This window comes from Parasaccharibacter sp. TMW2.1890 (assembly GCF_023337645.1).
GTDB classification, from domain to species: Bacteria; Pseudomonadota; Alphaproteobacteria; order Acetobacterales; family Acetobacteraceae; genus Bombella; species Bombella apis.
This window is the reverse complement of record NZ_NWUV01000002.1, coordinates 217,597-237,041: the sequence shown is the minus strand read 5'-3', so window position 1 is coordinate 237,041 and position 19,445 is coordinate 217,597. Positions and strand designations below refer to the sequence as shown.

The 19,445-nt window shown below is 59.2% G+C and carries 21 protein-coding genes; 16 read left to right on the top strand and 5 right to left on the bottom strand.

The window, feature by feature from the left end:
- Positions 1 to 57 precede the first annotated feature (57 nt).
- The 5 genes from CPA54_RS05825 to fliE form a co-directional block, all read right to left on the bottom strand.
- Positions 58 to 1,815, bottom strand: coding sequence for a flagellar hook-basal body complex protein (locus tag CPA54_RS05825; RefSeq protein ID WP_043558197.1), 1,758 nt, complete (start codon positions 1,813 to 1,815; stop codon positions 58 to 60).
- A 113-nt stretch (positions 1,816 to 1,928) separates the two neighbouring features.
- Positions 1,929 to 3,035, bottom strand: coding sequence for a flagellar biosynthesis protein FlhB (locus CPA54_RS05820; protein WP_081562778.1), 1,107 nt, complete (start codon positions 3,033 to 3,035; stop codon positions 1,929 to 1,931).
- A gap of 6 nt (positions 3,036 to 3,041) precedes the next feature.
- Entirely contained in the window at positions 3,042 to 3,887 is an 846-nt protein-coding gene (locus CPA54_RS05815) for a flagellar biosynthetic protein FliR (RefSeq protein ID WP_227449682.1), read from the bottom strand.
- Positions 3,888 to 4,163: an EscS/YscS/HrcS family type III secretion system export apparatus protein gene (locus CPA54_RS05810; protein WP_043558202.1), complete on the bottom strand. Its 276-nt coding sequence runs from the start codon at positions 4,161 to 4,163 to the stop codon at positions 3,888 to 3,890.
- A gap of 29 nt (positions 4,164 to 4,192) precedes the next feature.
- Entirely contained in the window at positions 4,193 to 4,549 is a 357-nt protein-coding gene (fliE, locus tag CPA54_RS05805) for a flagellar hook-basal body complex protein FliE (protein ID WP_043558205.1), read from the bottom strand.
- A 214-nt stretch (positions 4,550 to 4,763) separates the two neighbouring features.
- Here fliE and CPA54_RS05800 point away from each other — a divergent pair, with 214 nt between their 5' ends.
- The 16 genes from CPA54_RS05800 (at position 4,764) to CPA54_RS05725 (ending at position 19,366) form a co-directional block, all read left to right on the top strand.
- The gene (locus tag CPA54_RS05800) at positions 4,764 to 5,006 is read left to right on the top strand and encodes a hypothetical protein (protein WP_081562777.1); all 243 of its coding nucleotides are present in this window, start codon (positions 4,764 to 4,766) and stop codon (positions 5,004 to 5,006) included.
- Between the two features lie 126 nt (positions 5,007 to 5,132).
- The gene (locus tag CPA54_RS05795; protein WP_249085812.1) at positions 5,133 to 7,886 is read left to right on the top strand and encodes a hypothetical protein; all 2,754 of its coding nucleotides are present in this window, start codon (positions 5,133 to 5,135) and stop codon (positions 7,884 to 7,886) included.
- A 25-nt stretch (positions 7,887 to 7,911) separates the two neighbouring features.
- The gene (locus tag CPA54_RS05790) at positions 7,912 to 8,307 is read left to right on the top strand and encodes a flagellar basal body protein (protein WP_043558209.1); all 396 of its coding nucleotides are present in this window, start codon (positions 7,912 to 7,914) and stop codon (positions 8,305 to 8,307) included.
- 33 nt (positions 8,308 to 8,340) lie between these two features.
- Positions 8,341 to 8,751 (top strand): flagellar basal body rod protein FlgC, encoded by a 411-nt coding sequence (gene flgC, locus CPA54_RS05785; protein WP_043558212.1) that lies wholly within the window; start codon positions 8,341 to 8,343, stop codon positions 8,749 to 8,751.
- Between the two features lie 32 nt (positions 8,752 to 8,783).
- Entirely contained in the window at positions 8,784 to 9,581 is a 798-nt protein-coding gene (locus tag CPA54_RS05780; RefSeq protein WP_081562775.1) for a MotE family protein, read from the top strand.
- Positions 9,582 to 10,173: 592 nt separating this feature from the next.
- Positions 10,174 to 11,700 carry a methyl-accepting chemotaxis protein gene (locus CPA54_RS05775; RefSeq protein WP_249085810.1) on the top strand — a complete coding sequence of 509 codons (1,527 nt, stop codon included), beginning with the start codon at positions 10,174 to 10,176 and terminating at the stop codon, positions 11,698 to 11,700.
- Positions 11,700 to 12,002 carry a hypothetical protein gene (locus CPA54_RS05770; protein ID WP_154981162.1) on the top strand — a complete coding sequence of 101 codons (303 nt, stop codon included), beginning with the start codon at positions 11,700 to 11,702 and terminating at the stop codon, positions 12,000 to 12,002. The genes CPA54_RS05775 and CPA54_RS05770 overlap by 1 nt, the downstream gene beginning before the upstream one ends.
- Complete coding sequence (locus CPA54_RS05765; protein WP_249085808.1) at positions 11,992 to 12,375, top strand: response regulator; 384 nt, start codon at positions 11,992 to 11,994, stop codon at positions 12,373 to 12,375. Before CPA54_RS05770 ends, CPA54_RS05765 begins: the two co-directional genes overlap by 11 nt.
- Before the next feature lie 12 nt (positions 12,376 to 12,387).
- On the top strand, positions 12,388 to 14,604 hold the full coding sequence (locus tag CPA54_RS05760; RefSeq protein ID WP_103765238.1) for a chemotaxis protein CheA: 2,217 nt from the start codon (positions 12,388 to 12,390) through the stop codon (positions 14,602 to 14,604).
- A gap of 23 nt (positions 14,605 to 14,627) precedes the next feature.
- Positions 14,628 to 15,155, top strand: a complete 528-nt coding sequence (locus tag CPA54_RS05755) for a chemotaxis protein CheW (RefSeq protein WP_227431512.1) — start codon at positions 14,628 to 14,630, stop codon at positions 15,153 to 15,155.
- Between the two features lie 10 nt (positions 15,156 to 15,165).
- A complete protein-coding gene (locus tag CPA54_RS05750) occupies positions 15,166 to 16,008 on the top strand; it encodes a protein-glutamate O-methyltransferase CheR (RefSeq protein WP_043558227.1) in 843 nt (280 codons plus the stop codon).
- A gap of 4 nt (positions 16,009 to 16,012) precedes the next feature.
- Positions 16,013 to 17,056 (top strand): chemotaxis response regulator protein-glutamate methylesterase, encoded by a 1,044-nt coding sequence (locus CPA54_RS05745; RefSeq protein ID WP_043558228.1) that lies wholly within the window; start codon positions 16,013 to 16,015, stop codon positions 17,054 to 17,056.
- Between the two features lie 83 nt (positions 17,057 to 17,139).
- Positions 17,140 to 17,529: a response regulator gene (locus CPA54_RS05740; RefSeq protein WP_043558231.1), complete on the top strand. Its 390-nt coding sequence runs from the start codon at positions 17,140 to 17,142 to the stop codon at positions 17,527 to 17,529.
- Entirely contained in the window at positions 17,526 to 17,987 is a 462-nt protein-coding gene (locus tag CPA54_RS05735; RefSeq protein WP_043558235.1) for a chemotaxis protein CheD, read from the top strand. Before CPA54_RS05740 ends, CPA54_RS05735 begins: the two co-directional genes overlap by 4 nt.
- Before the next feature lie 48 nt (positions 17,988 to 18,035).
- A complete protein-coding gene (locus CPA54_RS05730) occupies positions 18,036 to 18,425 on the top strand; it encodes a hypothetical protein (RefSeq protein WP_043558238.1) in 390 nt (129 codons plus the stop codon).
- A gap of 95 nt (positions 18,426 to 18,520) precedes the next feature.
- A complete protein-coding gene (locus CPA54_RS05725) occupies positions 18,521 to 19,366 on the top strand; it encodes a hypothetical protein (RefSeq protein WP_043558241.1) in 846 nt (281 codons plus the stop codon).
- The last annotated feature ends 79 nt before the right edge of the window (positions 19,367 to 19,445 follow it).

Below are 19,445 nucleotides of genomic sequence, written 5' to 3'. Positions count from 1 at the left end.
AAGGGCGCAGGGGGATGAACCCTCTGCGCCCTTTTCCTGTGTGAAGTCTTGCAGATGTTACTGCTTCATGGCGATGGTCTGCTGGAGCAGATTGTCTGCCGTCGTGACGGTTTTCGTATTGGCGCTGTAGGCTTCCTGCGCCACGATGAGGGCAGAAAGATCGCCTGTCAGGTTTGTTGTGGAGGATTCCACATACCCGACGGCGAGTGAGCCCGTTCCATTTTCGCCAACAAAACCGGTCTTGGGTGTGCCAGACCGTGCCGTGGCCAGATAGGCCTGACCATCGACGGCCTGAAGCCCGTTGACGTTGTTGAAATTCGTCAGAGCCACCTTGCCGATCAGCTGGCTGTAACCGTTGTCGAACTGCGCCATGACAGAACCATCGCTTTCAATCTCCGCACCCTTGTAGGTCCCGGAGGTGATGCTGTCGTTGCTCAGGGCACTGGTATCGGCTCCGGTGGAAGTGCCGGTTGTCAGAGAAGCGTTGGAAAGGTCCAGGCTGTAGCTGCTGCCATTGATGGTCAGATTTGCCGTGACCGGGCTGCCCTTGCTGACAGGCTGGCCATCAAAGCTCTGCATCGTGCCATCCTTGTTGAAGATGACGGAATGGGCTTTGTCCATCTGCACGGCAGAGGAGGCGGAGCCGTCATAGGGATTTACAGCCTGCACGGACCATGTGGGCGGGGAGGCGGCTGTCTGTGTCCATTTCACGGCAACAGGCGTGTTGGTGGCCGTGCCGTTCTTGTCCGTGCTGCTCACCGTCAAGGGGGAGCTCATGTAGCTCTGTCGGCTGTCGGTGGTGGTGCCGAGCGTGGTGGCCGGCATGGTGAGTTTCGTGCCGGAAAGGGTGAGGGGGTTGGCCTGGTTGGTTGCAGCCGAATTGTTGGATGTCACCATGGTCGTACCGCTGGTTCCGCCAATCGTGCCGAGAGAGAGCGTCATGGTCTGCTCTTCATTGTTGGCGTAATGGGCGGTGACGGGGATTTCCGCAGCGGATCCCGCCGTGGTGGAGCCAACGGCCTTGCCTGTCTGCATGTCGGTGATGGAGGCCAGGGAGCCGGAATGGTCGAAAGCGACCTGGTAGCTGTTCGGAGAGACGGTCCCGTTGCCATCAGCATCATAGGCAGAGACGGTCCAGATGAGCGGATTGGTGTCGCTCTCCTGCCATTGCACGGCGATCTTGTGTGGATTGGAGCTGGAGTCGTATGTCGTGGTGGGAGCGGTGGTATAGCTCTGCGGCGTGTAGTTTGTGGAATCGGCCGGCAGCTTCCCGACGGCCGCATTCAGTGTCATGGTTGTTGTGGCCGTGGGCTTGAAGCCGATGTTGCTGACATTGATGGGTGTGAGGGTATTGTTCAGCGTACCGGTGGAATCTGCCATGTAGCCATCAAGGTAATAGCCTGATGTGTTGACCAGATAGCCTTTCTTGTCCTGCTGGAAGTCGCCATTCCTCGTGTAGAATTTCTGTTCGGAGAAGTTGGTGACACCGGCATTGGCCGTCCCGGCGCCTGTCGGCTTGGAGGTGACGAACATCCCACTGCCGGAAATGTCCATGGCCAGACCATTGGTGCTGCTGGTGGCCGTGCCGGAATTGTCGACATGCTGGACAGTAATGGCCTGGACAGTGTTGGATTCCGCCTGCGAGGCGGAATTGCCGGTGATGTTGCCGGCCACGAAGTCGGCAAAGGATGTCGTGTCGGCCTTGTAGCCGACGGTCTGGCTGTTGGCGATGTTGTTGCTCAGGTTGGTAAAGGCGTCTGACTGGGCATTGATGCCGCTGACAGCCGTCGTAAGTGCATTGAACACACCGGACATGATTCTATCCTTGTCTGTGACCTGATGATTAAGGCTATTTGTAGGCAAACCCTAGAAAACGCTTTTTATAAAAGCAAATATAACCTGCTTATTTCATGAACAGGCTGTTAAAGTCAGGAAGGGCCTGCTTCTGCAGGGCGTGCTGCACGGGCACCAGGGGTTTTGAGCCGTACGACGTAGGCAATGATGGTGGCGACAGGTTTCCAGAATTCTTCGGGGATTTCACTGTCCAGCGGCAAGGCATGCAGGGCCCGTGCCAGTGGCGGGTTGGACATGACAGGAATCTTCGCCTCCCGGGCGATGTCACGGATGCGGAATGCCAGTTCGTCCGTTCCCTTGGCAACGATCTGCGGAGCCGTCCCGTCATGCTGGTCATAGCGTATGGCAACTGCATAATGGGTCGGGTTGACCACGATGACCGTGGCTTCCTGCACGGCTTTTTTCATGTGGCGGCGGGAGCGGCTCAGCCGGAGCTGCCGGAGGCGGGCTTTCATCTGCGGGTCACCCTCGCTCTGCTTCATCTCATCCTTGATGTCCTGAAGGCTCATCCGCAGTTTGGAAAAGCGGTGATAGCGGGACCAGACCTCATCCAGCCCGGTGATGATGCACTGTATGGCCAGCACCATGAAACCTGCATAGATGAACCATGACTTCATGGCGTTGACGAGCTGCCAGGTTGTCCATCGTTCTGTCTGTGGGGCCAGAGACACGGTCTGAAGGGCAACCTTGTAGAGAATCAGGCTGAATACGGTGATCTTGGCAATGGTCTTGAGCAGCTCGATCAGATTATTGAGGCCGACAATCCGCTTGATGCCTTTCAGGGGAGAAAGACGGCTGATATCCGGCTTCAGGGCGGCGGGGCGGAAGAGGAACCCTGTCTGGAGCACGCCGCCCATCAGGATGGCGCAGGCCCCTGTGCCCATGAGCGGGGCGATGAGGTGCAGGCCCGCCATGATGGCGTGGAGGGTGAAACCATACAGGGCAGCCGGGTCGTTGGGGACAAGGCCGAAATTGAGAAGAAGGCCGTTCATCTCATGCATGAACTGGCGTGCCGAGGCCGGAATGCTCAGGGCGAATACGAGGAGAAACGTCCCCAGGGCCACAAGGATCAGCAGTTCCTTGGACTGGGCAACATTGCCTTCCTCACGGGCTTTCTGGAGGCGCTTTTCTGTTGGGGCTTGTGACTTTTCACCACCGCCACTGCCATTCTCTTCCGCCATGGGAGGTCAGACCGGAGGACTGGCGGGAGCGATGAGACCTGGCAGGGTGGAGAGGTGGAGCTGCATCTTTTCGGCCCATGTGCCTGTCAGAATCTGGATCAGCAGGGCCAGGAGCAGGATGCCTCCCAGAATCTGGGCCGGAATGGCCAGGGAATAGACCTGTATGGAGGGCATGAGGCGGTTCAGCACGCCCAGCATGGCTGGCCAGAGGGTGCCCAACAGCAGATAGGGGGCTGCCAGCTGCATGGCAATGAGAAAGCTGGTGCTGACAGCCCGTGTCATGTCGGTGGCCATGTCTCCGACGATCATGGCTGTGACATGCCCCGCCGGGAAAAGCGTGTAGGAACCGGACAGCGCCAGCAGGGGCAGGGCGTACAGACCGGTGGAAAAGAGAATGATGGGCGCCAGAGCGCTTGTCATGTGGCTGACGGCTGTGCTGGAGGCCCCAAGCTGGCTGTCTGTCTGGATGACACTGGCCATGCCGGTGAAGACGGCAATGATCTGCCCGGCAATGGCAAGCGACATGGTCAGCAGCCGGGCCAGCATCCCGAGGAAGAAGCCACAGAGGAGCTCCCCGGCAATCAGTCGGAGAGCCATGGCGGGCATCCGCAGGGCCTCCCCTGACACGGCTACCAGGCGCTGCTGGAGGACGGGCAGAAGCGCCAGCGTGATTACCAGGCAGAGGCCGGCCCGTACCCGTGCTGGTGCTCCGCTTTCACCCAGCCCTGGTGCTAGCATGACAACCGCACTGACACGGCAGAGAATGATGGCAAACATGCCCGTCAGTACGGCCAGCGATCCGTGAGGGGCAGCGAGGTCAGGCGAGCCGAAAAAGTCGGAGAGGGACAGCATTCACACTCCCCCGGCCTTGATGAGCTGGTCGAAGATCATTTCCGCATAGGCATGGATGGTGGCATGCATGAAGGAAGCTGTCAGGATCAGCGTGGCCATGGCGGCGATGAATTTCGGCACGAAGGACAGCGTGGCCTCACTGACCTGTGTCATGGCCTGGAACAGTGAAACACAGAGCCCGGCCAGGAGGGACGCCAGAAGAGAAGGAGCTCCCAGCTTGACAGCAACCAGCAGTGTCTGACGCAGGATCTCCTGAACATCAACAGCGTGACCCATGGGTGTCCTCCTGTTTCCTGCCGTGCCGGTCAGACGGACATCCGCATGACATCCTGATAGGCGCTGACAAAGCGGTCCCGCAGGGTGGTGACCGTCTGGAGTGTCAGTTTGGCTTCTTCGACAGAGGCGACGACATCGGACATGTTGCCTTTGCCGGAAAGTGCCTGGGCGGTCTGGCTCTCGGCGACCTTGCCTGTGTTGATGGCACCCCGGATGGCGTTGTCCAGCACGTGGCTGAAGCTGGAAACGGCATCGGTGCTTTCTGTTTCGTCGGCAGGGCCTGCGCTGGCGGGGCTGCTGGTCTGGCTGAGCTGCTGTGCCCGGCCATAGGCCTGCCCGGCATCGAAGCTCTGTGCTGCGGAACTGGCAATGCTGGATAGGGACATGGGCTGGTTATGGCCTCCTTTCCGTCATGGGTATGATGGTGGCCTGTTTGTAATAGCCATTGCGGCATAACGCCATGTTTTTTCTTTTAACAGAAGGTTTATGTAAGGTTATTTTCATATATACGTCTGCAAATGGCTTTGTTTTTCCTTCTGTATTCGGTATCAGAATGGCCATCTGAGTGTTGCAGAATGAAATATCAGGGAGAAAAGAATCATGTCAGACGCATCAGTGGCTTCCGAAATCGCTTCAGCCATGCGGGTCAAGACAGCCCAGCAGGCCAATGAGATGCGTAAAGCTGCCATGTCGGAGAAGGCAGGCCGTGTGCAGGTTTCTTCCCAGCGCAGCAATGGGGCGGAGGCCTCCATGCAGTTCGATGCTACGGGTCAGGTCGTGCCCAGTGCCAAAGGAGTCCGTAAAAACTCTGCCACGGCCAGCTTCGTCAATCTTCTGGCCTGATGGCCGGTCATGTCATGCGGGGAGGTCTCCGCTCTGCGTGAAAATAGGGGATGCGGGAACGGATCAAGGAGCATGAAGGGGTGCAGCACCATGCTATGCGCTGTTCATAAGGCTGTCTCTAAAGCCATGGCAGGCGATGGAATCTGGCGCAGGGCCGGCTGTGGTGTTGCCGGTCTCATCATGCTGGGTGGGCCTGTGGTGGGCAGCCAGATGTGGCTGTCGGGTACGGCGCTGGCTGCGCAGGGGCCCGCCAGGACGTCTTCACCCTTCATGGATGAGGCCTCGGCTGGAGCTGGTCCGTCACACTCTCAGCCAGCATCGGAGCACAGGCAGTCCCAGGCGAATCCCCATCATGGCCATCCCCGTCCCGTTTCTCCGCATCATCAGGTGCGGGGGCGCCCTGCCGTGCCGCCGCCCCTGCAGGTGCAGGACCATGTGAAAGCAGGCGATCCGCTTTTGCAGGGGGTTCCTGCGGGGTGGGGGGCGCATGTGCTTGGTGTTGGCGCTGCCCAGGGTGGGGCGCCCCCGCAGAAAACACCTCCAGAGGCGCTTTCAGCTGATCACAGGGCGGAGCACAGGGATCAGTCCCTTCATCAATTTTTACAGGCGGAGGGGCGTGAGGCAGATGCTGCAAAACCGGGGCTGGCTGTGCCTTCCCAGCCAGCGGGAAACGAACCGGCTGTATCTGCGCCGTCCCGCAACAGGATTCTGATTCCCGTGCCCGGGCAGATGGGCATTGCGGCTTATCAGAGTGGAGACCGCTTCATCATTCTGGTGGATGCCCGTCAGCCCATGGATGTCTCTGCCCTGCGTGGGGATGGCATGTTCAGCCGCCTAGGTGTGACAACCTTGCCTGACCTGACAATGATCAGCCTGCCAGTGCCTGATACGCGCCAGCTTTACCTTTCCCAGCAGAGTGATGGATGGGTGCTAGGGGATCAGCCACCGCCGGGCATGGATTATACGGACAGGCCGGAGATCACGCCCCGGTTACGGGGGGATGGCCTCCTGTTCCCCATGCGGCGGCCGGGACGTGTCTTTTCCATCAAGGACCCGGCATCAGGCACGTCTCTGGTCGTGGGGACCACGACACTGGATGATGGCGGCCTGCTCTCCCTGCGCAAGGGCAGGGATTATGATGTCTGGCCTTCCATGGAAGGCGTGGTGATTGCCCAGCATGAGCCGCCGCAGGTGGTCATGCGGGCCATCATGCAGGGAGACCTGCTCCAGCGGGCTGATGACCGCCCTCTGGCTGATATGGACCGGGCCGTTTACGCCAGTGATGTGGACCTGAACTGGCTTGGCCTGAAACATCTTGCCGCTCCACAGGCGCAGGAGCGTTATCGTCAGGCTCTTGTGGCGGCAGCGGATTCATCTCCTGGTGAACGTTTTGGCAAACGGCTGGACGCAGCCCGGGCTGCTCTGGGTGTTGGTGCCTTCCCCGATGCACGGGCCATCATGGATGTCGCTCTGGAAGATGACCCGGAAGAAGCTTTCCGGCCGGATGTAAGATTTTTTCTGGCGGCGACTGACCTGCTGGCGGGCCGGATGAAAGGTGCGGCCCAGCTGATGCAGGAATGGCCGGAGCAGGCCATGCGGGCCACAAAACTGTGGCAGGGCCTGTATGAGGCCGCCGCCGGGGGGAATGACGCCGAGGCGGCCCGGCTGCTGGCCCGGGACATGCCACGTCTGCTGAATTATCCGGAGCCGTTGCGGGCGTCTCTGCTGCCCATGGCGGCGGAACTCATTGCCCGCCGTGGCACGCCAGCGGACCGCAAGGCGCTGGATTTCCTGCCAGAGGGCAGTGAATTCCGTTTCATTCAGGCCGTGCGTGCTCTGCGGGATGGGGATGAGAAGAAGGCCACCAGCCTGCTGGAGGCCCTCTCTGTGGATCATGACCCTGTCATTGCCGAGAAGGCGATGGAAGAGGGTGTGGCCCTGAGCCTGCGGGACGGGCACCTCCCGGCAGAAAAAGCGGCCCGGCAATATGCGTCGCTTTTGCCAGATGCCCGGCTGTCTGGTCGTGATGGGATTGTCAACATGCTGCGGGCTGGGGCCGATATACGGGCCCATCAGTGGGAAGCTGCTCTTCAGGCGCTGGATCAGGCCCGTCAGGCAGCACCGCCTCATGATGAAGCAAGGATGCAGGCCCTGCTGTCCGCAGCGCTGTCGGGTGTTGCTCAGGGGCTGCCCGGGCCTGATGGTGGTGGGTCGCAGAATGAGGCCACCCTGCTGCATGAAGCCGCCCTGCTGAAGGCGCACATGCAGGATCTCCCGGCCAGCGCAAAGAAGGGCAACCTGCTGTTGGCCTATGGGCGGCTGCTTGGCCGGCTGGGGCTGGAGGAACAGGCCGGGAATGCCATGAACACGGCCATTCCCATGATGACAGACCCGCAGGACCGGGCTGCTGCCGGGGATGCCTTGGCCGAGAATGAGATCAGACGGGGGCAGCTGGACAAGGCCTCGGCCACATTGGCGGATACGGGTGGGGCGTCCCTGCCCCCACAGGAAACGGCACGCCGGACCCGTCTCATGGCCAGCATGGCGGCTGCCTCGGGCAAGCCGGAGGTCGCCCTGTATCTTCTGGGAGCGGATCAGGACCCGCAGGCAGCGGACATACGGGCCCATATCCATGAGAATCGGGAAGAATGGTCTCCTGCCGTGGCGGATCTGCGCAGCATGGTGATGCAGCTTCTGCCACCGCAGGGAGACATGACGGTGTCCCAGCAGCTTCTTGCCCTGCGGCTGGCATCGGATGCTTCCCGGGCCGGAGATGCAGGTGCGCTGGAGTGGATACGCAATCGTGTGGGGGATCGGCCTTTTGAGGGTGATGCCGGACGGATGTTCCGTCTTCTTGTATCGGCCCAGCAGGCACAGTGAGCGCATGAGGAAGGAGTGACGTGGGATGAGTGTGACACATACGGGCGGGACGGACCTTCTGAACCTGGCCGAGCGGCGGATGAGCTGGCTCCAGAATCGTGAATCCGTGCTGGCGGGCAACGTCGCCAATGCCAACACGCCTCATTACAGCCCGAAGGATGTTTCGCCGTTTCAGGGTGTTCTGGAGACTGCCCATGCCGTGGCGCTGACGCGTACACAGCCGGGGCACATGCTGGGGCCTGCGGGGGAAACACATGCCCGCAGGCAGGGCGGTCGGGCCTCGCTGGATGGCAACCGTGTGGTGCTGGAGGACGAGCTGGGGAAAATCGCCCAGACGAGTGATCAGCAGCGTTTCGCCACTACCGTATATGGCCGGTACATGGGGCTTTACGGCATGGCCCTTGGCGGTAGTGGCCAGTAAGTCGTGGTGCGGTAAAGGAGAGAGGAGGAGAGGATGGATTTTTCCGACACGATTGGTGTTTCAGCGGCCGGGATGAGAGCACAGACAGCCCGCCTGCGGGTTGCTGCCGAGAATCTTGCCAATGCGGAGACGACGGGCGCATCGCCCGGGGCTGACCCGTATCGCCGCAAGACAGTGACATTCCGGGAAGCACTGGACCGTGCGAGTGGTGTTTCCAGTGTGTCGATCCGTTCTGTCGGGGAGGATCAGTCCGACTTCCAGATGCGGTATGACCCGGCCCATCCGGCGGCCAATGAACAGGGCTATGTGAAGATGCCAAATGTCAGCTCCATCGTGGAGATCATGGACAGTCACGATGCCCAGCACTCTTACGAGGCCAATCTCAATACGATGCAGGTGACCCGGTCCATGCTGGCACGGGCCATCAATCTGATGAAGGATTGAGGAAGAACGCCATGAGAGGGAATGTCAGATCCATGAGAAAAAAGGGATTCTCCCTGAGCAGGATCACCAATCTTGCCTCCTGCCTGATGACGGTGCTGCTGGCGTTGAATCTTCATTCCCTTGCGGCACAGATCAGCAGTTCTTCTGCCCAGACCGAGACAGCTCATGGAAAGTCGGGGGAGGCCGCCCCGCAGGGCAAGGCTGCAAAGGCGGTACCTGCACCGCCGCCTGCGGGTGTGAAAGCGCCAGAGACAGTGCGGCCCAGCAGGCAGCGCCTGTTTCTGAACCACCTCCAGGGCTGGACGCCAGCCAATGGTCTTGCGGATGATGATCCTGCCACCGGGCAGGTTGATGAGGAACAGCCTGATTCCCGTGTCCGTCTGGCTGAACGGGGGCTGAATGACGACCTTGCCTCGCATCGGCAGGCCATGCAGGGAGAGGCGGAACGTTTCCAGCACCAGCAGAAGGCTCTCGAGCAGGAGCAGAAGGAGCTGGACGAAAAATTACAGGCACTGGGCCGGAATGCTTCCGAACTTTCTGCCCAGCAGGAGCAGCGCCGGCAGGATGTCGAGCAGAGCATTGCTCGGCTGGCCCATATCTACGAGCAGATGCCTCCACGTGATGCGGCGGCCATGTTCAATATTCTGGATATGCGGGTGCTGGTCCCTGTGGCCCAGCACATGATTCCCCGCCGGATTTCGGATGTTATTGGCAACATGCAGCCCGACCGTGCCAATATTCTTTCCCAGTATCTGGCGGGCATCCGCAAGCTCAGTCCCGATACGATCAACCGTATGAACAGTCCGATCGATTCCAACATCGCACCGTGAGGTTCGCTCCCTCCGTGATCATTGGGAGGGAGCTGTGATGTGTCTTACTGGCCCTGCATGCAGCCATCGGGTGCTGTGCCGGGGGGGAGCAGCAGCGCAAGGGCCAGAATGGTGCAGAGGGGTTTGGGGAGGCACTTTTTCTGTTTTTTCATGCTGGTCTCAAAAGATGGATTGGTGAAAGGCTGATCCCATATCGTAAAATTCTGAACAACATCAGGTCATAAAGCAGTTGTGATGGTGTTCTGCAGAAAATACGTCCGCACGATTTTACAGTTCCTCGGGGAGGTGTGCCAATTCAGCAATCTGAAGCTGTGGGATCATGACCGGAGTCATGTGATCTTACAGCTGTCGATAGTAAATAAAATACAGATTTACCCTTAAAACAGGTTAAGTTTTGATAGTTTATTCATTGTTTTCAAAAAAATGTCTTTTATTCCGTTAAAAATTTCATCATGTTTTGGGCATAATCAAGTCTAAACCATGCATTTGTATGGTCTTTTTTTAGAATTCATGTCTTGAGTCTCTGTCATCAGCCAAGCCTTTGGTCATGTTGACGGAAGGAATGAAATTTCTAGAGGGATGGGACGTTTTCATGTTCAACTGGTTGTATAAGTCAGCCCCGTTCCGCGTGCAGGTACGGGTGGCAATGCTGGCCATCGAGCTCTATCTCGCCGTGCAGCTTCTCGTGGAGGGTGTCGGTTATGTTCAGAGTGGCATCTTCAGCCGTGTTTCCATCATCAATATGGCAACACTTCTCTTTGGGATGGTGCTTGTCTGGACCGTATGGTTTTTCCTTACCAAGGCCCTGACCGAACCCATTGAAAAGCTGACGGCAATGGGTATGGGCCTGAGCCGTGGTGAAAGTCCTGATCTCAGCCTGTATGAGAACAGGACAAACTGTGTTGGACGCGTTGGCCGGATGCTGGCCTCTTTCGCCCTGAGCCTCCAGGAGCAGAAGGCAGCAGAAAAGGCGCACAGCGAGGCTGTGAACAAGGCGCTGGAAACGACGGAAAAGCTCAAGGAGCGTGAGGCCCGCACACATGCCGTCGTGGAAGAGCTGAACCGTGTCATGCAGCTTCTGGCACAGGGCAATCTGTCCATCCGCATTACCAGTGCCCTGTTTGATGGTGAATTCGGTCCCGTGCGGGAGGCTTTCAATGAATCCCTGACAGGCCTTGGCGGCGCTTTGTCCGTCGTGGCGGAAAGCTCCAACATGATCGCCAACGGGGCCAGTGAAATCTCCACGGCATCAGATGATCTGGCAAAGCGTACGGAGCGTCAGGCCGCAAGCCTTGGCCAGGTAACGGCTTCTGTCAAATCGATCGCTTCCGGCTTCAAGGTCACGGCCAGCAACTGTTCCCATGCCAGCAGCGAGACCAAGGCAACGCTGGAAAAGGTCAAGACGGCCTCTAACGGGATGGAACAGACCAGCGTGGCGATGAACTCCATCAAGACCTCGTCTGATGATATCGTGCAGATCACACGCTCTGTCAGTGACATTGCGTTCAAGACCAACGTGCTGGCACTCAATGCCAGTGTGGAGGCGGCCCGTGCCGGTGAAGCCGGACGTGGTTTTGCCGTGGTCGCCAAGGAGGTCCAGTCCCTGGCAGAGCAGTCCGCCAAGGCGGCTGACATGATCCGTGACGTGCTGGAAACCGCCACAGCCCATGTGCAGGAGGGTGTCCGCCTTGTGGCCCGGACCAGCGGTCTGCTCAAGGATGTGGAAGAAGGGACGGAAGCCCTGGCGGATCGGGTGGAGGTTGTCTCCAAGGCGACTGAGGAACAGGCCCGCAGCCTGGCAGAAGTCTCCGATGCTGTGAGCAGCATGGATGGCATGACCCAGCAGAATGCGGCGATGGTCGAAGAATCCACGGCAGCCAGCCATAACCTGACCACTCAGACCGTCAAGCTGCGTCAGACACTGGCAACTTTCACCATTGGTTCCAGCCAGAGCCTGAAGCTTTCTCATGAGCGTCCGGCCCTTCCCAATGCGACAGCTGCCCAGACACAGCCGAAGAGCAGCACGCCAATGCTGAGCAGCCAGCGTGGTGAGATCCAGCAGGATGGCAAGATATTGCCGACCCACTCTGATGATGAAGCAGGCTGGGATCATTTCTGATGGCGGCGGCAGTACAGGAGGGAACCCCCCTCATTTCTCTGCCGCAGCGTCTGGATACCGGTGCGGCGGCAGGGCTGAAGGCTCTTCTGCTGGAGGAGATCGGAGCGGCAGACGGGACGACGCCACTGCTGGATGCTTCCGGGGTCGATTATGTCGGGGGGCTGTGCCTTCAGCTCCTTCTGGCCAGCGGGCTGAAAGTTGGCCCGTGTTCTGACAAGGCAGCGGAAGCCTTCACGCTGTTTGGTGTCCAGCAGCAGCTTCTGGAATCGATGGATGAGAAGGAGAGCCGCCATGACGGATGAACCGAAGGTGAGAGTCCTGACGGTTGATGACTCCCGCACCATGCAGGGTGTCCTGCGCAAGGCCCTCAGTGAGGCCGGTTATGATGTCATCCAGGGGGGTGATGGTGTTGAAGGGCTGGAGGTGCTGCAGCAGGCGGACCCCATGCCGCAGGCCATCATCACGGACATCAACATGCCCCGGATGGACGGTTTCCAGTTCATCGAGGCGGTGCGGAAACTGGAGGCTTTCTCCAGTATTCCCATCATCTGCCTGACGACCGAAACGGATGAGGAGAAGAAGAGCCGGGCCAGATCCCTCGGGGCTACGGGGTGGATAGCCAAGCCCTTCAATGCCGAGAAGCTCGTATGGGCCATCCGGCGGGTTACAGCGTAAGGGAGCGTGGATATGGGCGACGTCATGGATGATATTCTCAAGATATTCTTTGAGGAATGTGATGAGCTGCTCCCCGAGCTGGAAAGCGGGCTGGGTGAACTTTCTGCGGAAGAGTCCAGTCAGGAAACCATCAATGCCATTTTCCGGGCGGTACATTCCATCAAGGGTGGAGCGGCGTCCTTCGGTCTGGACCGTCTCGTCCGTTTTGCCCATGTCTATGAAAGTGCGTTGGATGGTCTGCGGTCCGGTCAGGTGGAGCCGGACCCGGCCATCATCAAGACGTTCTTTCTGGCGATGGACCTTCTCAGTGATCTGGTGGCCGAGGCGAAACAGGCCGGGGATGAGGTTGATGGCGGGCGGATAGACGAGACTGTCCGCAAGCTGGAGGCGATCATCGGTCAAGGGGGGGATGCCCCCGCTGCTTCTGACGTGGGGGAAACCCCTGTTCCGGAAGATTTTACCCCCGTGACGGTAGATCTGGGTGGCTTCGATTTTGATGAGCCAGCCGAAGAGAGCGGTGAATCTTCCCGGCCGAAGCTGGTCGTGACCTTCCGGCCACAGGCTGAACTGTACAGCCGTGGCGATGACGCCCGGAATCTTCTGCTGGGGCTGAAGGAGCTGCTGCCGGCCGAAGATGCCGGGGCCATGGATGTAACCTGCAACACGCAGGACCTGCCCGTGCTGTCAGAGCTGGCGCCTGAGGAGGCTTGCCTGGGCTGGACGGTCCGTCTGCCGGAACCTCCGGGCGGCACGGCCGAGGATGATATCCAGGCCGTCTTCGACTGGGTTGGTGATGTCTGCGATTTTCAGATTGCCCGTGAGGAGCAGACTGACGATACGGTCGAGGCGGATGCTGTGGAAAGTCCGGCTGTCCAGGAGATGGCTCCGGCGGTTCCCGTGCCTGCCGAGACCGTGGAAAGTGAGGCACAGGCCGCCGCTCCTGCTGCTCCGGCAAAATCGGGGCGCAAGCGGGAGCAGAACGCTTCCATCCGTGTTGATATCGGGCGGATCGGCATGTTGATGGACATGGTCGGGGAGATGGTCATTGGCCAGGCCTCTCTTGAATCAGCCCTGACACGGGAGGGAGCCTTGTATGACCCGGAACTGCTCAAGCGGCTGGCTGTCATCAAGACACTGACACGGGATATTCAGGAAGCCGTCATGGCGATCCGTGCACAGCCTGTCCGCAACGTGTTCCAGCGGATGCAGCGTGTAGTGCGGGAGGCCAGCAGCCTGGCGGACAAGGATGTGGCGCTCGTGCTGGAAGGGGAGGAGACAGAGGTTGACCGGACCCTTATCGAAAACCTGACGGATCCGCTGACCCATATGCTGCGCAATGCGGTGGACCACGGGATTGAGACCCCGCAGGCCCGTCTTGCGGCAGGGAAACCGGCTCAGGGTACGATATGGCTCTCCGCCCGTCACCGTTCCGGGCGCATTCTCATCGAGATCAGGGATGATGGCGGTGGGATCAATACCCAGCGTGTCCTTCAGACAGCCATCAAACGGGGGATTGTCCCCTCCGGGGCATCGCTCGGGGAAAATGAGATCAACGAGCTGATCTTCGCTCCGGGCTTTTCCACCGCTGAAACCGTATCCGACCTTTCGGGGCGGGGTGTCGGGATGGATGTGGTCAAGCAGGCCATCCAGAATCTTGGTGGGCGTGTGAACATCAAGAGCACGCAGGGCAAGGGGACACTCTTCACCCTCAGCCTGCCGCTGACCCTCGCCGTGCTGGATGGGATGCTCATCGAGTGCCGTGGGTCCACCATGGTTGTGCCGGTATCATCCGTTGTGGAACTTGTCACGGTGCAGCTGAAGGATGATGTGTACACCATTCCGGATGGCAGTCATGTCGTTTCCGTGCGGGGGCGCTGCATCCCGCTGATCTATCTGGGAGACGAGCTGACCCTCCCGGAGGTTGAGAGTGTGCAGGAAGAGACCCATCACATGGGTCGCGCCGGGGAAGAGGGGCAGCTGATTGTCCTTGTCGTGGAGAACGAGGCTGGTGCCCGGGCAGCGCTGGTGGTGGATGGTGTCCGCGACCAGGCTCAGGTTGTCATCAAAAGCATCGAGAAGAATTACCGCCAGATCAAGGGTGTTTCGGCTGCAACCATTCTTGGGGATGGCAGCGTGTCTCTCATTCTTGATGTTTCAACACTGATTGTTTCCGCAACGAAACGTGTTGATACCCGCGCGCTGGAAGCCATCGCAGAGCGGGCAGCATAACAGGCAGGTCAGGAAAGAAAGTCATGGATCTTATGTCTCTGGAAGAAAAGAAACAGACAGACGGACAGGTGAACGGGGCTTCGGCCCTTCCCTCCGGGGGACGGGAGCAGATGATCATCTTCACCGTGGGGGACCAGCGATACTGCATTCCCATCCTGAGCATCAAGGAAATCAGGGAGTTCGAAGACCCGACCTACCTGCCGCATTGCCCTGCCTATGTGGAAGGGGCCATCAATATCCGCGGCAATATCGTAACGGTCGTCAATCTTGCCAACTATCTGGGGGCCGTGCCGGAGGCCGACAATGAGCGGCGTGTGGTCATCATCATTGAGGATGGCCAGAACCGTGCTACATGCGGGCTGCTTGTGGACAGTGTGATCGGCATCACGGAGATTGCCCTGGATGAGATACAGCCCATTTCCGTTGATGGTGGTGCAGCTGAGCTGAGTGGTCTTGTCAGCATTGGGGAGCGTGTCATCCGCATCCTGCGGCTGGATACTGTTCTGACCCGCCTGCTGGGAGATGGGGCCGTCGGTACGGCCGCAGGATGAGGGCAGGCCGATGATGAACATGGAGCCACAGGGCGGTTTCTCCTACTCGGAGGCTGATTTCCGGCGTGTGCAGGAGATCGCCCGGCAGGAAGCAGGAATCAGTCTGCCCATCTCCAAGCGCAGTCTCGTGTTTTCCCGTGTGTCCCGGCGCATCCGTGCTACCGGGCGGGCGTCTTTCCGTGATTATCTGGATTACGTCAGCATGAGGGAGGGGCAGGAGGAGCTGAAGGAGCTCATCTGTGTTCTGACAACCAATGTGACGCAGTTCTTCCGGGAGAAAAGTCATTTTGAACATCTGGAGACGCATGTCCTGCCCCAGCTGGGGCAGAAACTGCGTGCCGGAGGGCGGGGGCGTTTCTGGTCGGCAGCCTGTTCGACAGGGCAGGAGCCATGGAGCATGGCCATGTCCATCATGGCGGAGCTGCCGGATGCCTTGCGGATGGATCTCAAGATTCTGGCAACGGACATCAACCACGCAGTGGTGGAGACAGGGCGCATTGGCCAGTACCCCGGCGAGGAGGTGCAGAGTGTGCCGCAGCGCTGGCGGGATGCCTACATGGAACCCGTGGAGATGGCGCAGTTCAGCATGGCACGGGAGATACGGCGCCTTGTCACGTTCCGGCAGCTCAACCTGAATCGGGACTGGCCTTTCAAAGGTCAGTTTGATGTCATTTTCTGCCGGAATGTCGTGATCTATTTCGATGACGAAACCCGCAATGCCTTGTGGAAGCGGCTTGCCGAACGGCTGGTGCCGGGCGGATTTCTCTATGTGGGTCATTCCGAGCGGGTGGACTGCATCAGGGAGTGCCATCTCGAGGCTGTGGCGCCGACAATCTACATGAAAAAGGGTTGAGGCCATGAAAGAACGGGTCAAGGTTCTTGTAGTGGATGATTCAAGAACCGCCAGAGAGCTGATAAGGCGCTCTTTTCTCAAATATCCCGAGATTGATGTCATTGGCATGGCATCGAACCCCATCGAGGCACGGGACCTCATCATCGCCGACCAGCCTGATGTCATCACGCTGGATATCGAGATGCCGGGCATGAACGGGCTCCAGTTTCTGGAAAAGATCATGCGGCTGCGGCCGATCCCGGTGGTGATGGTGTCCAGCATGACCACACGGGGGGCCAATACGGCCATCACGGCTCTCCAGATGGGAGCTTTTGAATGTTTTCCCAAGCAGGGCGGGGCCGGGGAAGCCTTTGCCGGGTTGGGGCAGATCGTGCTGGAAGCCGCCCGCTATCAGCCCGGCCACCGGCAGGCGACCCCGGGCCCCCGGCCTGTACGGACAGAGCCTGTCGCAGGCAGCGGTACGGCGTCGTGGCGGACACCGTTCGATGTGGTGGGGATTGGCTCTTCCACCGGTGGGGTGGAAGCTGTTGAAGAGGTGATAAAAGACTTCCCGGCCAAGAGTCCGCCCATCGTCATATGCCAGCATATGCCTTCGCTTTATACGTCCAGTTTTGCTGCCCGTCTGGATAGCCTGATCCCGCAGCTTTCCGTTGCCGAGGCGCAGGATGGGGAGATGCTGGCTCCCGGCATGGTCCGCATTGCTCCCGGTGGGGAGGCCCATCTCGTGCTGGAGGGACATGCCCCACGGCTTTTCACAAGGTTGCGGTCTGGGGAGCCTGTTGGTGGTCATCGGCCATCGGTGGACAGGCTCTTCCATTCCATTGCCCAGACGGCAGGCAGGACCTCACTGGGGATCATCCTGACAGGCATGGGGCAGGATGGTGCAGAAGGGTTGCTGGCCATGCGGCGGGCCGGGGCACGGACCATAGGGCAGGACAGGGCCTCCTCGGTCGTCTATGGTATGCCTCGTGTCGCTGCCGAGCTGGGAGCCGTGGAAAAGGTTGGCTCCCTGATGGACATTCCCGGCCTGGCCATGGGCCTGCACTAGGAAAGATGAACGCCTGGCGTGGCGTTCCTGATGTCAGGCCATCCTGACAAAGAGTGATTATCAGAAGGCAGAAAGGTTCATAAATGCCGTCCGCATCTCAGATTCGCGCTTTAATTGTAGATGATCAGGCCTCCATCCGGCAGGTTCTGGCCAGCCACATGGCGGCGCTCGGCTTCAAAGGGGTCGTGCAGCGTAAGGATGGGAAGGAGGCTCTGGAATATCTGGAGGCCAACCCCATCCATCTCGTGATTTCAGATTTCAACATGCCGGGCATGGATGGGCTGGCCCTGCTGGAGGCCGTGCGCTCCAACCCGAAGACAGCCAAACTGGCGTTCATCATTCTGACAGGTGAGGCAAATGCCGGGCTGGTGCAGAAGGCCGTTGCGGCGGGGGTCAACAATTTTCTGGCCAAGCCCTATACGGTCGCCAAGCTGAAGGAAACCCTGGAGAAAGTTTTCGGGCCTATCAGGTGACGGACCTGCTGAAGATCACGACTGTTATCCAGGGCGAAATCGCCATTTCGGATGACCCCGGCGTGGTGTTCGGCACGTTGCTGGGGTCGTGCATTTCAGTCTGCATGTATGATCTTCAGGCAGGGGTAGGGGGTATGAACCATTTCCTTCTGCCCGGAGAGGACTGCATGGGGAGCATGGATGCAGCTGCCTATCTGTACGGGGTAAACGCCATGAAAGGGCTGGAAACCGGGCTCATGAAGGCAGGGGGCGTGCGGGAGCGTTTCCAGTGCAAGGCGTTTGGTGGAGCGGCCGTGCTGTCCATTGCCAGTGACATTGGTCAGGAGAATGTCGGTTTTCTTCTGGATTATTTCCGGCGGGAGGAGATCCGCTGTGTGTCTTACAGTTTTGGTGGCAACCAGGTGCGGCGTATCCGTTTCTGGCCAACGACAGGAAAAGTTCTTCAGAACCTGTGCTGACCGGCGACCGGTCGTGATGATGGGAGAGGCCGGTATGGAGAGAGAAAGATGATGCCCAAAGATACAGGAACCCAGCCTGTCGGGGAGGCAGACAGCATAAGGGCCTCGGTGCTGATGAAGAGGCTGGGGGCCATTCTGGATGATGTCTGTGGTCGGCTCTCGGATGTTCAGGATGTCGTTTCAGATTATGTCGGCACGGGAGAGCTGGATGCCGGGCAGATGGAACGGCTCCAGAGTCTTGATGCCCTGACACAGGAGGTTGAAGCCGTCCGTACCGTGCTGGAGCAGGTGGAACAGGCGGCTCCGGAGATCGGCAATCCCCGCTATGGGATGGGTACCGTTCTGGCGGGTGTAAAGCTTTCGCAGATAAGGGATATGCTGCGGTATGGCCAGACGGCGGACCTGAAAGAAGACAGGGGCAATTTTACCTTGTTCTGACCCTGACCTATGTTCTATGTGCCAAGTAGGGCAAGGTTATCCGGTGTGGTACCGCAAGCTGTGGCTGGCCGCATCGGAGCATCTGGAGAGAGCTGATGGCAGGGAGGGAACAGGGGGCGAATCTTATTGGCGTCATTGCCGAAACCGCCCGGGGTGCCGTTTTTCAGCCGCATGGCCACGTTGCGGGGCCGGCCAGACGTTTTCTGGCCGGGTATCATGAATCCGCAGGGCTTGTAGGGATGGGTGTACAGATGCTCCCTGTCCTTCTCGAGGGGCAATGGCCATTTCCCGGCACGGGCGGACTGGGGCAGGAGAAACGGTGTCTTGTCGGCCAGGGAGATGGCAGCGGCAATGACAGTGTCTATGATTCGATCCTGCGTCATCACCCTCCCCTGGTGCGGGAGGTGGATGAGATTGTCATTTCTTTCATCCCTGCCAGCATGTTCCAGCGTTGTTCCATAGGAGAAGCGTTGAACATCGGGCGGCTGGCAGCCTGTTTTGACCTTGCTTCATGGTTTGTGGATACCTTGCCCGGCCAGACCAGCAGCGGCTTTTATGAGCTGACGAAGCTGGATGTCAAAGCGCTTTCCCTGGGTGTCTGGGTCAATGTTCTGGTGACGTGGCTGTACGGAATGGACGTCCTGTCAGCCCGGGCGTTGCAGAAGATGCGTCTGGCCATCTGTGGCATCGTCATGGAAAATCTGGCACTGCTGAAGCTTGGCCCTTCAGCCCCGGCCTGTAGCAGTACGGCGGTTCTGCCAAAGAAATGTCTGGTGGAGGCCTATATGGGGCTGTACCCTGGCATGATGGGCAGGGTGGCGCGCATGCTTGCCTTCTGTCCGGAGGAACATATCCTCAAGACAGCCGGCTGTCCCGAGCGGGTGTGCCGTGATGTGCTCAGCAGGTCACTTGATTTCTTTCAGAGCAAGCAGGCTGTATGAGCTACTTTTTTTCGTCAGATTTTCCCTATAAGAAGTGACGGGGCCACTTTTGCGGTGTGTTTTGTGCAATCGGGCCAGT